The 12,759-nt window shown below is 69.0% G+C and carries 12 protein-coding genes; 5 read left to right on the top strand and 7 right to left on the bottom strand.

Annotation, left to right across the window (positions count from 1 at the left end; all coding sequences use genetic code 11):
- The first annotated feature begins 16 nt into the window (after window positions 1-16).
- Window positions 17-1,534 (top strand): dolichyl-phosphate-mannose--protein mannosyltransferase, encoded by a 1,518-nt coding sequence (locus tag B7K20_RS01185; RefSeq protein WP_084099678.1) that lies wholly within the window; start codon window positions 17-19, stop codon window positions 1,532-1,534.
- 4 nt (window positions 1,535-1,538) lie between these two features.
- On the opposite strand, the gene B7K20_RS01180 is transcribed toward B7K20_RS01185, so the two are convergent.
- Complete coding sequence (locus B7K20_RS01180) at window positions 1,539-1,907, bottom strand: rhodanese-like domain-containing protein (protein ID WP_200808996.1); 369 nt, start codon at window positions 1,905-1,907, stop codon at window positions 1,539-1,541.
- A 193-nt stretch (window positions 1,908-2,100) separates the two neighbouring features.
- On the opposite strand from B7K20_RS01180, the gene B7K20_RS01175 reads away from it, so the two are divergent.
- Complete coding sequence (locus B7K20_RS01175) at window positions 2,101-2,670, top strand: DUF4395 domain-containing protein (RefSeq protein ID WP_084099677.1); 570 nt, start codon at window positions 2,101-2,103, stop codon at window positions 2,668-2,670.
- Here the strand turns inward: B7K20_RS01175 and B7K20_RS01170 are convergent.
- The gene (locus B7K20_RS01170; protein WP_084099676.1) at window positions 2,648-3,085 is read right to left on the bottom strand and encodes an Lrp/AsnC family transcriptional regulator; all 438 of its coding nucleotides are present in this window, start codon (window positions 3,083-3,085) and stop codon (window positions 2,648-2,650) included. The genes B7K20_RS01175 and B7K20_RS01170 overlap by 23 nt on opposite strands.
- A 190-nt stretch (window positions 3,086-3,275) precedes the next feature.
- Here B7K20_RS01170 and B7K20_RS01165 point away from each other — a divergent pair, with 190 nt between their 5' ends.
- Window positions 3,276-4,337, top strand: coding sequence for an ornithine cyclodeaminase (locus B7K20_RS01165; RefSeq protein ID WP_084099675.1), 1,062 nt, complete (start codon window positions 3,276-3,278; stop codon window positions 4,335-4,337).
- A 64-nt stretch (window positions 4,338-4,401) separates the two neighbouring features.
- The gene (locus B7K20_RS01160; RefSeq protein ID WP_159449287.1) at window positions 4,402-5,622 is read left to right on the top strand and encodes an AI-2E family transporter; all 1,221 of its coding nucleotides are present in this window, start codon (window positions 4,402-4,404) and stop codon (window positions 5,620-5,622) included.
- 206 nt (window positions 5,623-5,828) lie between these two features.
- On the opposite strand, the gene B7K20_RS01155 is transcribed toward B7K20_RS01160, so the two are convergent.
- From B7K20_RS01155 to B7K20_RS13385, 3 genes are all read right to left on the bottom strand, one after another.
- The gene (locus B7K20_RS01155; RefSeq protein WP_084099673.1) at window positions 5,829-6,794 is read right to left on the bottom strand and encodes an FKBP-type peptidyl-prolyl cis-trans isomerase; all 966 of its coding nucleotides are present in this window, start codon (window positions 6,792-6,794) and stop codon (window positions 5,829-5,831) included.
- A 156-nt stretch (window positions 6,795-6,950) separates the two neighbouring features.
- A complete protein-coding gene (locus tag B7K20_RS01150; protein ID WP_084099672.1) occupies window positions 6,951-7,742 on the bottom strand; it encodes a transglutaminase family protein in 792 nt (263 codons plus the stop codon).
- Window positions 7,739-10,096, bottom strand: coding sequence for an AAA family ATPase (locus tag B7K20_RS13385; protein ID WP_084099671.1), 2,358 nt, complete (start codon window positions 10,094-10,096; stop codon window positions 7,739-7,741). Before B7K20_RS13385 ends, B7K20_RS01150 begins: the two co-directional genes overlap by 4 nt.
- Before the next feature lie 52 nt (window positions 10,097-10,148).
- Here B7K20_RS13385 and cls point away from each other — a divergent pair, with 52 nt between their 5' ends.
- Window positions 10,149-11,597 (top strand): cardiolipin synthase, encoded by a 1,449-nt coding sequence (gene cls, locus B7K20_RS01140; RefSeq protein WP_084099670.1) that lies wholly within the window; start codon window positions 10,149-10,151, stop codon window positions 11,595-11,597.
- 10 nt (window positions 11,598-11,607) lie between these two features.
- On the opposite strand, the gene B7K20_RS01135 is transcribed toward cls, so the two are convergent.
- Window positions 11,608-11,925, bottom strand: coding sequence for a hypothetical protein (locus B7K20_RS01135; protein WP_084099669.1), 318 nt, complete (start codon window positions 11,923-11,925; stop codon window positions 11,608-11,610).
- A gap of 5 nt (window positions 11,926-11,930) precedes the next feature.
- Complete coding sequence (locus tag B7K20_RS01130) at window positions 11,931-12,758, bottom strand: hypothetical protein (RefSeq protein WP_084099668.1); 828 nt, start codon at window positions 12,756-12,758, stop codon at window positions 11,931-11,933.
- Window position 12,759 lies beyond the last annotated feature (1 nt).

Here is a 12,759-nt window from a genome sequence, read left to right as displayed (position 1 = left end):
CCGTTAGGCTTCCCGTGTGATCGGGGAGAGACTGTGGCGCTGGCGCGTGGCGCTCATGGTGACCGTCGTCGGCGTGTTCGCCGCCGTGATGCGCTTCGGGTCCTTGGGCTTTCCCACGGACCTCGTGTTTGACGAGGTGTTTTACGCGCGCGGCGCGTACTCGCTGGTCGAGCTGGGCTTCGAGGGCGAATGGGGCGGAGACAACCAGGATTTCGCCCACGGGGACGTCTCGCAGCTGACCGACGAGGGCGACTTCGTGGTGCATCCGAATACCGGCAAGTTGCTGATCGGGCTTGGCATCAAGATGTTCGGCGCGACCCCCTTCGGGTGGCGCGTCGTCGGAGCGTTGCTGGGCGTCGCTGCCTGCATCATCCTCGCGTTCACCGCACGCCGGCTCTTCCGATCGACGATCTGGGGAACCGTCGCCGGGGTACTGCTCGCCGTGGACGGCGAGCACGTGGTGCTGTCGCGCACCGCCTTGCTGGATGGCTTCCTGACGTTCTTCGTGATCGTCGGCTTCGCGCTGCTCGTCCTGGACAGGACCCGCACGCGCGAGCGGCTGTTCGCCGCGGCCGAGGGCGAACGCGCGGCGCTGGGGTGGGGCCCCGAGGTGCGGCTGCCTGGAGGAGGGCCGAACCTGGGGGTGCGATGGTGGCGGCTCGCGGCCATCGTGGCGTTCTCCGTGTCGGTGACCGTGAAGTGGAACGGCCTGTACTTCATGGCGGCGTTCCTCGTGTTGTCGGTGGTGTTCGACTGGTACGACCGGCGCGCCGCGGGTTACGAGGGCTGGTTTGCAGGCGGGTTCGTGCGCGCCATCCCCGCGTTCCTCACCACTGTCGTGGCGCTGCCGCTGATCTACGTGGCGTCGTGGATCCCGTGGTTCACCTCGGAGAACTCGTGGGGGAGGCACTGGGCCGAGGACAGCCCCGGCGAGGGCATCACGTGGCTGCCCGATGCGCTCAACTCCCTCATCCACTATCACCAGCAAATGTGGGACTTCCATCGCGGCCTCGACACCCCGCACAACTACGAGTCGAACCCGTGGACGTGGCCGTTCCAGTGGCGGCCCACGGCGTTCTACTTCGAGGACGCACCGGACGCCGACTGTGGCGCGGAGCGCTGCGTCAGCGCCATCCATGCCATCGGCGAACCGCTGATCTGGTGGACCGCCTTCGCGGTGCTCCTGTATGCGCTGTGGCGGATCATCCGCCACCGCGACATGCTCGCGCTCACCGTCTCACTGGGATATCTCGCGGCGTGGGTGCCGTGGCTGCCGTTCGCCCACCGCACCATCTTCACGTTCTATACGGTCACCATGGCGCCGTTCGTGGTGCTGCTCGTGGTGTGGGCCATGCAACGCGTCGCGCAGCCCGCGCGGCTCGAGGGTGCCTGGAGCCCGCGCGGGCTGGCGATCGTCGGCGTGTTCCTGGGCGTGGCACTGGTCCTCGCCGGGTTCTTCACGCCCATCTGGACGGGCGAGCCCATCCCCTTCAGGTACTGGCAGGCACACATGTGGCTGCCCAGTTGGGTGTAGCGCTTTATTTGACGACGTCGAGGCCCGTGGATTCAGCGGCGTCGGCGATGCCGCCCGCGTCCACGACGGTGAGGCCCGCGTCCTCGAACACCGGCGTCGCCTGACCCGAACGGTTGCCGGACTGGCAGTAGACGACATACTCGGCGTCCTCGTCGAGCGCGGCGACATCGGCCGCGAACGTGGCCGACTGCAGGTCGAGGTTCACGGCGCCGTCGAGGTGGCCGCCGGCATATTCGGCCGGCGTGCGCACGTCCACGACGACCGAGTCCTCGGTCAGCTCGATGGACTCAGCCGGCGCCGAGCAGCCCGCGAGCGCGACGGCCGCCGTCAGCGCGAGCGCCCACGAGCGCACGGGGCTCAGCGTCGCCGCCATCAGTTGTGGCCCTGGCAGCGGTTCTCGGGCGCGACGCCAGCCAGGGCGTCCTCGACGTGCTGGCCGCAGCCGGCCCAGGTGGGCTTGCCGCACACATCACAGGTCACTCGCATGCACATGTTCTGTCCTTTCGTTGAGGGAGGCCACGTCCGTGGCAACGCGACGACTATACCCCAGGGGGTATTGTGATCGCATGCCAGACGACGTCGCCCCCGCGCCCGCCCCCGCCGCGGCGCCCTCCCCCGCTCCCTCCCCCGCGCCCGGCCGCTGGGTCGACGGCTACGCCGTTTCCGTCGTCAACGAACGCGCCATGCGGGCGGCCGCCGGACTGTTGTTCGCGGCCGGATTCGCCGCCTGGGGCTGGGGCCTCACCACCGGAGACCTACAGTTCATGAGAATGTTCGGCATCCTCTTCGCCGTCGACATGATGCTGCGACTGTTCGTCACGGGCGGCGCCTCGCCCACGGTCGCCCTCGGCTCTCTCGCCGTACGCCGCCAGCAGCCTGAATGGGTCGACGCGCGCTCCAAGGCCTTCGCCTGGGGCCTGGGTCTCACGATGGCGCTGGCCGGCTGCTTCTCACTGGGTTGGCTGGGACTGACCGCGGTCGCACAGACCATCTGCGGGCTGTGCCTGGCGCTCCTGTTCGCGGAGACCGCCTTCGGGCTGTGCGTGGGCTGCGCGCTCGCGCGCCGCTTCACCCGCCAGGCGCCGCAGCACTGCCCGGGCGGCACCTGCGACGCTACTGACCACGCCGCTCGATAAGTCGCGACAGCACGATCGCGGAGCGCGTCGAGTCCACCTGCTGCGGCGAGCGCACCTTCTCAAGCGCGAGCTCCAGGTGCCGGGTGTCCTTGGCGCGCAGGGTGACCAGGGCATCGGCCTGGCCCGTGACCGTGGTCGCCTCGATGACCTCGGGAATGCCGGTGAGGATGCGGCGCAGCTCGTTGGGCCCCACGATGCCGCGGCAGAACAGTTCGACGTAGGCCTCGGTACCGTGGCCCACGGCCTCGGGATCCGTGAGCACCGTGAAGCCGCGGATGACGCCATCCTCGGTCATCCGGTCCACGCGGCGCTTCACTGCGGAGGCCGACAGGCCGATCTTCTGACCGAGCTCGTGATAGCTCGCGCGACCGTCCTCGCGCAGCAGATCGAGGATGCGGGAATCGAGCGAATCCATGGCAAAGCACCTTTCCTGCGCGGCGCGCAACGTTACTTTGTAATTCCTCCCATACTCACATGATTTCCGCGCCTAAGGCCACTTTCGCGCGACGATTCCCTGTCATCCTGGACTGAGGGAGGTGAGCCAACGACGGCACCACGCGGCAGACCTCCCTGTCCCCGCCACCGATGAGACAAGGAGGCGAGTCATGGTGATGCTCGTCGACGTTCCCCGCATGTCCGCCTGGATCGCCCACACGGGCACCGCCCACGCGATCGTGGGGCTCCGCGACCGCCTCGAGGCCGACTACCGCCGCTGGCCCCAGTTCGATAAGACCCCTCGCATTGCGTCTCACTCCCCCATCGGCGTCATCGAGCTGATGCCGATCGCCGATGCCGACCGCTACGCATTCAAGTACGTCAACGGCCACCCCGAGAACCCCGTGCGCGGCTTCCAGACCGTCACCGCGTTCGGCGCGCTCGCCGACGTGCACAACGGCTACCCGATCCTCATCGCGGAGATGACGCTGCTGACCGCCCTGCGCACGGCCGCCACGTCCGCGATGGCCTCCTCCCACCTGGCCCGTCCCGACTCGACCACCATGGCGCTCATCGGCAACGGCTCCCAGAGCGAGTTCCAGGCCCTCGGTATGCGTGCGGCGCTCGGCATCTCCCGCCTACGCCTGTGGGACACGGACCCCTCCGCGATGGACAAGGTCGCCCGCAATCTCGAGCCGTGGGGCTTCGAGATCTACCGCGCCACGAGTGCCGAGGACGCCTGCCGCGGCGCCGACATCATCACCACCTGCACCGCGGACAAGGCCCTCGCCACCATCGTGCGCGACGAGTGGGTTGCCCCCGGCACCCACCTCAACGCGATCGGCGGCGACTGCCCGGGCAAGACTGAACTCGACCCCGCGATCCTCACCCGCGGCGACGTGTTCGTCGAGTTCACCCCGCAGACCCGCATCGAGGGCGAGATCCAGCAGCTCGACCCCGACCACCCTGTCACGGAGCTGTGGACCGTCATCGACGGCACCGTCCCAGGCCGCACCTCCGCCGAGCAGGTCACCGTGTTCGACTCGGTGGGCTTCGCGCTCGAAGACTTCTCCGCGCTGGCCTATCTGGCCGATGCCGTGGCCGGCACCGCATTCGCCGGCGAGGTGGACCTCGTCGCCGAGCCCCACGACCCGCGCGACCTGTTCTCACTGGTCGCCGCGGCCACGGCCGACCACGCCGCCCGGGTGAGCCGAGGCTCCCAGGCCGCGTGACGCATCGGCCCGTTGCAGGGTGGCGCCTACCGACGGTAGGCGCCACCCTGGCACGATGGGTGCCATGAACGCCGAACCCGCCGCCGCGCGCGTGCCCTCCGAGGTCGCCCAGGCCGCCCAGGCCGTCAAGGACGAGCGCCCCGATCACACGCCGCCCCCATGGGTCAACCGGTTCGTGTGGCAGTCGGCGTGGAAGGCCGTCGTCGTCATCGCACTCGCGGCGCTTGCCATCGTCGTCGTCATGCAGTTGCGCCATCTCATCGGCGTGCTGGTGATCTCGCTGTTCTTTGCGCTCGCGATCATCCCCGGGGTCGAGGCGCTGGTCAGACGCTTCCACATGAGGCGCGGCGCGGCCGTGGGCATCATCTTCATCACCGCACTCATCGCGCTGGTGTTGATGGTGTCGTTCCTGATCCCCGCAATCGTGCAGTTCGCCGCCGCCGTCAGCTCCCACTTCACGGAGTGGATGAACCAGCTCAACGTCTGGACCGCGGACTACCTAGGCGGCGAGGTGGTCGACACGGAGGCGGCCGAGGAGGCCACCGCGCCCATCCTGCGCGCCGTCCAGGAGTGGGGCGACAACGTGCTGGGCATCGTCTCGAGCGGGCTGGGACTCGTGTTCGACGTCTTTACGATCCTGACCTTCACGTTCTACTTCGCCGCCGACTTCCCCCGCCTGCTGCGCACCATCATGCGGCGCATGCCTCCCCACCGTCAGCAAGTGGTCGGCTGGGTGGCACGCACCTCGATCGAGCAGACCGGCGGCTACTTCTACTCTCGCCTGCTGCTGATGCTCATCTGCGGCACGGGCGCCTTCTTCGTCATGCTGCTCGTGGGCCTGCCGCTGGTCTACGCGCTGCCGATGGCCCTGTTCATGGGCTTCGTGTCCGAGTTCATCCCGTTCATCGGCACCTACCTGGGCGCGATCGTGCCATCGCTCGTGGTGCTCGCCGTCGAGGGCTTCGTGCCCACGCTCGTGCTCGTCGCGTACGTGCTGGTCTACCAGCAGATCGAGAACTACGTGCTCAACCCGCGGCTGTCGTCGAAGACCATGGAGCTCAACGGCGCCGTCGCGTTCGGTGGCGCCATGGCCGGTGGCGCGATCGCCGGACCCATGGGCGCGTTCATGGCGCTGCCCGTCGCGGCACTCATCACGTCGATCGCGAAGAACACGGGGCGCACCTACGACGTGGTCGAGCAGCTCGAGTCGGGCGAGGCCGACGAGCCGCGCGACCACGGTGCCGACGCTGTCGCGACCCCCGCCCAGGGAACGCCAGGCGCGTAACCCGACCACGGCATCGGCCGTCCGCCTGGGAGGTTCGCTTCCTGTGAGGAGGTTGGTGCGAGTTTCGGGGTCGCCACTCGCACCAACCTCCTCAAGGGAGGCACGGCGGATCACGGCGGAGCGGAGCGTCGCCCAAGCAACGACAAACGCCGGCCGCGTCACCCCCATGAGGAGGGACGCGGCCGGCGTCGTCGTCTGCGGACCGCTTAGCTGGCGGCCAGGATGTCGACCACGAAGACCAGGGTCGAGCCGCCGGGGATCGTGGCGGTGTCCGAGTCGCCGTAACCCAGATCCGGCGGGATCACCAGCAGCACCTGCGAGCCGACGGTCTGGCCGGCCAGGCCCTGCGTCCAGCCGGCGATGACCTGGCTGAGGCTGAAGGAGGCGGTGGTGCCGCGGTCCCAGGACGAGTCGAACTGCTCGCCGTCCCAGATCCAGCCGGTGTAGTTCACGGTGAGGGTGTCGGTCTCCTCGACCACATCGCCCGTGCCCTCGATGAGGGGCTGCACCACGAGCTCGGTGGGCATCTCGCCCGCGTCCGTGAAGTCGATGCTGGGCGCGCCCGTGTCATCGAGCGTGACGGTCGGCAGGCCCTCCTCGGGCTCGACCGCCTCACCCTCGGGACCGTCGAGGACGGTGGTGATCGAATCGACGGTCACGGCCATGTACTGCGACGCGGACATGTTGCCGTCGGCATCCTCGGCACCCGGGGAGGCGTAGATGAAGTCGGTGCCGACTGTCTGTCCCTGCAGCACCTCGTACAGGACCGGGTCGAGCCCCGCCTCGGCGTAGGTGACGGGTTCGGTCGCGCCGGTCTCGTAGGTCGAGTAGATCTGCGAGCCGTCCTCGCCCGACCACACGGTGTAGGCCAGGTTGATAAGCGCGCCCTCCTCGATGGCGTCGCCGTCACCCTCGGTAACCACGCGCGCCGCGGTGGCATCGACGGTCAGGGGCGACTCGAACTCGAGCGTGGGGGCGTCCTCCTCGCCGTCGGTCCAGGTGATGTCCTCGAGGACGGCCTCGGAGGCCGAGTTGTCCACGGTGGCCTCGGCCGTCGCGGATGTGGAGGGCGAGGTGGTGGCGTCGGTCTCGGCCTCGCTCGAGCAGGCGGTGAGGCCCAGCACCGAGAGGGCGCCGATCGCGACGACGGCGGTCCAGCGGGTGGTGATCAAGAGTAAAGCTCCTTGATTGGCGCCTTCGTGGCGCGCGGAGGCCGGGCATGGGCCGGCCCTGGTCACGGTCAGTCAACCGTTGGGCGCGCCGCAAGGTTCCCCACCGCGCGCCATTCCCAGCATTCTCTCAGGTATGGCCGATGCGCCGCGACGCCGTCACACCAGCGCGACGTGGAGGTCCTCGTCGTCCCGAGGCAACTCGTCTGCCACCGCGGAGACCTCCATCGAGACCAGGTCGACCGGGTCTCCGATAGTCGTCATGAAGGCCGTGTCCGCGGCGTCACGTCCGGTCGCGATGCGCACCAGGGACGGACGCGGCGCCAACGCAGTGGCGTCGACCACCCACCACTTTCCATCCACGAGCGCCTCCGCGACCGCGTGGAAGTCCATCGGCTTGAGGCCGGGGGCGTATACCGCGGCGACTCGCGCCGGCACGTCAAGGGAGCGCAGCATCGCCACCACCAGGTGGGCGAAGTCCCTGCACACGCCCGCGCGCGCCAGGACTGTCGCGACGGCCCCGTCGATGGGGCGCGAGGAACCGGACACGTACGCGAGCTGCGTGCCGACCCAGCTCGAGACGTGGCGAACAAGCTCATGGCCTTGTCTCCCGCCCGCCTCGGCCACTGCGATAGGCAGCAAGGTGTCTGACTCGCAGTAGCGGCTAGGGCGTAGATACGTCATGGTGTCGAGGGCCGATGCGGTGGCCTGCTCGACTCCGCCGGTCACCGTGGCGCGGTAGTCGACCTGGACCGTCCCGGCCGGGGCCGTGAAGCGGTGAAGGCGTGTGCCGTGCGCGTCGAGAATCTCCGTCGGGGTGATCCGCGCGCCGTCGCGAGTGATGGTCAGTTCTTCGTCGGCGTCGTACCCGGCGGCGACGGCGATGGCGAGCACCACATCCGCCGTCCCCGACGAGTCGAGCGTGAGCGAGGATGAGACGGTGCGTTTCATGTGCGCATCGTCTCACCGCTGGGCCCCCCAGGCCCGTAAATCCAGGACAAAAAGGTCGTGGCGTCCACAATGGGTTTGCCGTATTCCGCGGCCTTGCGTGCCTTGCCCGACTGTGTGCCACGCTCGGCCACCACCAGCAGGTCCGTGCGGGTCTTCGTCACCGACGGCACCGGCACCAGGCCAGCGGCCGTCGCCATCCGCTCCATGCGCGTGCGGTCGATCATGCCGCGCGACGACATGACCGTGCCGGTGAAGCACACGCGCGCGCCGGGCGTGAAGAGCTGCGCGGGGTCGGGTGGGCCCTCCAGGGCGAGGTCGGCCGGGAGCACCTCGACGCCGAAGTGGCGCTCGGCGTCCCGCAGCCGGGCCACGACCGCCTCGTCCTTGTCGATCACGCGTTCCCATGCGGCTACGAGCAGGTCGGACAGCACCGCCGCGGGGTCGTCCTCGGCCGAGAGGTTGCCGCCCACCACAAAGCCGACCGCACCCAGCGTGCCCTCGTCCCCCGTGGTGCGTGCCAGCAAATACCCGCGGCCGCGCGGCAGGGGCGAGAAGGCGGTGCCCTGCGTCATGAGGGGTGCGCGGCTGGTGCGCCACCGGGCGGCGGCGTCGCGCACGGCGCGGGCCCGGGCGAGCGCAGTCGGGGCACGCAGCGCGGCACGGTCCGGGTCCGCGAGCGCGGCAGCGGGTAGTTCGACGCCGAGCGCCATGGGCTCCACGTGGCCGTGGCGCTTGAGTTCGAAGTCGATCCACCCGAGCGCCTGGTCGATGCCCACGCCCACGGGCACGCGGCCCGCGAGCAGGGGCGACAGGGACGCCCACGCCTCCGCGAGCACGGGCGCGAGCTGGACGTCGCGGGTGGTGAGGCCAAACTGTGCCTGCGCCTCGTACAGGTCGCTCGTGGGGTTGACCACCGTCGTGGCCTCGTCGCCGTCGTCGGTCACCACGGCGATCTCGACCGGCCGCGGCCGGTAGCGGTCGCCCACCTGACCCACCGTCAGGACGGCCAGGTATGCCTCCCCCGCCACGGCATCGGCCGCCTGCGAACCGGCGCCGAGAAATCGGCGGATACGCCCATCGGTCTTGAGGTCGCGCGGCAGCACGTCGCGCTTGAGCACCAGCCCCTCGAGGCTCGTGCAGCGGCTGAGCGCCACGTAGAGCTGGCCGTTGGCGAAGGTGCCGCCGGTGAGGTCCACGACCACGCGCTCGAGCGTCTGGCCCTGGGACTTGTGGATAGTGATGGCCCACGCGAGCTTCATGGGCAGCTGCGTGAAGGTGCCGACCACCTCGCGGCCCAGTCCCCCGCCGGTGACGATGGGGCGGGTGATCTCCCAGGTGTGCGCGGCGACGGCGACCACCGCGCCGTCCTGGAGTTCCACGCGCGCCTCGGGGCCGTTGGGCGTGTCGATCAGGGCCTTGATCCGTCCCAGCGTGCCGTTGGCCCACCGGTCCCCTGGGTCGTTGCTGAGCAGCATCACCTGCGCGCCCACGGCGAGGTCGAGTACCTCCTCGGTGGGGAGTTCGAAGCCGTCCATGTCGCCGCGGATGACCGCCTTGTACGAACGCGGGCGCGCCTCGAGGCGGGCGAGCATCTCGCGGTTGCGCGAGCGCACGATGCGGTTGGTGGTGGCCAGCGTCAGCCAGAACTCGTCGGCCGGCGGCTCGAACTCCGGATCGGTGCGCGCGTTGAGGGTGCGCCTCGCGTCCTCGAGCAGCGCTCCCTCGCGCACCGCGTTGAGGATGTCGACGAGCGCGGCATCGCCGTGCTGGCGGAACACGTGGGTGAGCTCGATGACGGGGAAGTCGGACTCGGCGAACCGGCGCGCGGAGAAGAAGTAGGGCGTGCCGTAGTGCGCGTCGAAGTGGTCGACCTCGCCGTCGCGCACCACGGGGGGCAGCTGGTGCAGGTCACCGACGAGCACCAGCTGGACGCCGCCGCATGGCTCGCCGGGGTGGGGGCCGAACCTCTCGAGGGCCGCCACCAGGGCGTCGAAGAGATCGGCGCGCACCATCGACGCCTCATCGATGATGAGGATCTCCAGTTCCTTCAGCGTGGTGGCGAACCGCCCCGGGTAGTACGCGCGGCTCAGCACCGTGTCCTCACTGACGCCCATGGGGAACGAGAACAGGCGGTGGATGGTGAAGCCGTCGACGTTGAGCGCGGCGATGCCGGTGGGCGCAACGGTGACGGCGCGCTTGTGCGTTTCGCTGAGGAAATGGCGAATGAGCGTCGACTTGCCGGTGCCCGCGCGGCCCGTGAGGAAGACGTTGGCGCCCTGGTGGAGCAACGCGAGGGCGTGCTCGAACTCGTCGGTGAGGGTGATCCCCGTCGCCGGGCTGAGGTGCGCGCTCATGGTGAAGTGAGCCTAGCCGTGCCCCTGCTCACCCTCCCGTACGCTGACGGCCATGATCACGGTTCCGGCGACGCTTTCCGCCGTCCTCTGGTGGGTGCTCATCGTGCTGGCCGTCATCGTCATCCCGCCCCGGCGACGCCCGACTGCGGGAATGGCCTGGATCCTCCTCATCGTCATCCTGCCGGTCCCCGGATGGCTTGCCTTCCTGCTGCTGGGCCACTACAAGCTGCCCCAGGCGCGCCGCGACGTCCAGACTCGCATCAACGCCACCATCGACGCACAGGTGGTGGAGGCGAAGCGACGCATGGGGGCGGACGTCATCGACGCTGCCGTGGACCCCGCGTATCGCTCTGTGGAGCAGCTGGCATGGGACTACGGGCGGCTGCCCGTCATGGCGGGAAACTCACTCGAGATCCTCACCGACTACGGCGCCTCGCTCGACTCGATCGTGCGCGACATCGACTCCGCCCGCCACAGCGTGTGGGTCGAGTACTACGCGATGACTCTCGACGACACCACGCGGCCGTTCTTCGAGGCGCTCGCGGCGGCGAAGGAACGTGGCGTGGACGTCAGGGTCCTCTACGACGCGTGGGGGTCGCGCAGTTATGACGGCAAGAAACCCATGCTGCAGTTCCTCGCAGCCGCGGGCATCGCGCACCGCGCCATCCTCCCGGTGCGCCCTCCCGGCAAGGGGTACGTCCGGCCCGACCTGCGCAATCACCGCAAGATCGTGGTGGTCGACAACGCCATCGGATACACGGGCTCGCAGAACATGATCGACCGGACGTACCACCGCAAGGACGACATCGCGTATGACGAGCTGGTGGTCCGCGCCTCGGGACCCATCACGCTTGAACTCGCCACGCTCTTCATGACCGACTGGGTCTCGGAAGGCGGATCGTTCGATAACCCGATGCAGCCTCCGAGCGACGATGTGTCCTCGCTGCCGGGCCTGTCCCTGCAGGTCCTGCCGAGCGGGCCTGGGTTTGACGGCGAGAACAACCTCGCGGTCTTCACCCACCTGTTGCACCTCGCCCGCACCGACATCATCATCGTGAACCCCTACTTTGTGCCGTCCGAGGCGCTGCTGGAGGCGATCATCTCCGCCGCGCATCGGGGTGTGCGGGTGCGCATGATCAACTCGGAGGCGATGGACCAGTGGATGATCGGCTACGCGCAGCGGTCGTACTACGGGGTGCTGCTGGAGGCGGGCGTCGAGATCTATCTCTATCGCGCGCCCGCCCTCCTGCACTCGAAGTACATCGTGGTCGACGACGAGGTCGCCATCGTGGGCTCGAGCAACATGGACATGCGCTCGTTCGAGCTCAACTCCGAGCTGTCGCTGATCTGCTACGACGAGGGCGTCGCGAAGGAAATGACCTCGATCACGGCCACCTACCAGCAAGCTTCAAGTCGGCTCACGGTCGAGGCCTGGCGGCAGCGCCCCCTGTACCGGCGCACACTCGAAAGCATCACCCGGCTGAGCTCGGCCATCCAGTAGCGGCTCGGGGTCAGAGAACCCCTACCCACTGAGCGACCGCCACCACGCCCGCGAGCGAGAAGGCGCCGACCACCGCGATGACGGCCCAGAAGCCGGCCGTCGCGACGCGATCGCGACCGGAGCGCGGCTCGGTGGCGAGCGGCGAGGGGTCGGGCAGCGGCGAAGCGATCCACGCGGCGGCATGGGGCTGGCCACAGAAGACGGCGCCCACGTCACCCAGACGCTTCGCATGCGGGCGGGTGATGGCGACGGCGAGCCACGAATCCTCGTCGAGCGAGACCCCGCAGATGTCACACACCAAGGTGTCATCGCTTTCTTCGTAGCCCATGCGCCTCACCTTTTCACGGTCGATGCGGCGTGGTCCACCAGGCGCGCGTGCGCGTACTCGCAGACCAGCGCATGGCGGTACACCATCTGGGGGACGTCGACGTTGGAGTCCATCCACAGGCTCATGCCGCCCGCCTTCCAGTGGCGGAACTCGTCGTCGCCCGTGAGAAGCGTGAGAATCTCGAGGAACGAGTCGTCAAAGCGCATGGAGTGCACGGCGCGGCGGTACTCCTCGAGCGTCAGCGCCATGGAGAACGGGATGTTCATCAGGCACAGGGCCGTCTGGATGTCGAGGCGCATGAAGCGTCGCCGGTGGCGCTCGGCGTCGAGGGCGGGCACGTCAAGGTGGGCGAAGTTCAGCGACTCCGGGCGGGTGATGCGGGCGCCGTCGAGCGCAATGAGGACGTCGTAGACGTTGACGTCGTGCTCCACCACCGCCTGGTCTCCCAGGCCCGCGAGCGCCGTGGGTCGTAGCGTCACGGGTTCCATCGCGACGGGGGTGTTGCGGATAATGAAGTTGACCAGATTGGTCTCGACCACAAAGTGACGGATGAGCAGTTCGACGGCGTCGGGCGACACGCCGCGGCGCAGGAACCACACGCACAGCCAATCCATCATCGCCAGGGGCATCCACCGGAACGGCAGGACCCGCTTCACGATGGAGATCAGCGCGACGGCGACGCGCGACAGGATCCGGGCGATCGGGTAGAACCACCGGCGCGAGGGGCGTTGCTGGTCGGCGATGATCTGGCGCACCACGGCACGGTCGAGCGGGACGGAGGGGTCGGCGTAGACCGCCTCCCACATGCTCGGGTCCGAGCGGGTGGCCGCCATG

Source organism: Demequina sp. NBRC 110051 (assembly GCF_002090055.1).
Taxonomy (GTDB): Bacteria; Actinomycetota; Actinomycetes; order Actinomycetales; family Demequinaceae; genus Demequina.
The sequence above is the reverse complement of the archived record's forward strand: the minus strand, read 5'-3'. Positions and strand labels throughout refer to the sequence as shown.